The following is a 237-nucleotide window of genomic DNA, read 5'->3' as shown; positions in this document are numbered from 1 at the left end:
AGATTACCCTCATATGCGGCTGTTGACCGACCGGGATTGGGGGCTGATCATTTATGACGAGGTTCACTTGCTGCCCGCTCCGATCTTTCGGATGACGACGAGCATTCAGGCGAAACGACGGCTCGGCTTAACGGCCACGCTGGTGCGCGAAGACGGCTGTGAGAACGATGTCTTTTCCCTGGTCGGACCGAAGAAATATGATCTGCCGTGGAAAATATTGGAGGAGGCCGGTTATAT

General features: G+C 54.4%; 1 pseudogene. It reads left to right on the top strand.

Annotated features, from left to right (window positions below):
* A pseudogene (locus tag MXD62_RS09610) lies at window positions 1–237 on the top strand (helicase); the annotation flags it as partial.

Source organism: Frankia sp. Mgl5, assembly GCF_023242985.1.
Lineage (GTDB): Bacteria > Actinomycetota > Actinomycetes > Frankiales > Frankiaceae > Parafrankia > Parafrankia soli.
The sequence above is the reverse complement of the archived record's forward strand: the minus strand, read 5'-3'. Positions and strand labels throughout refer to the sequence as shown.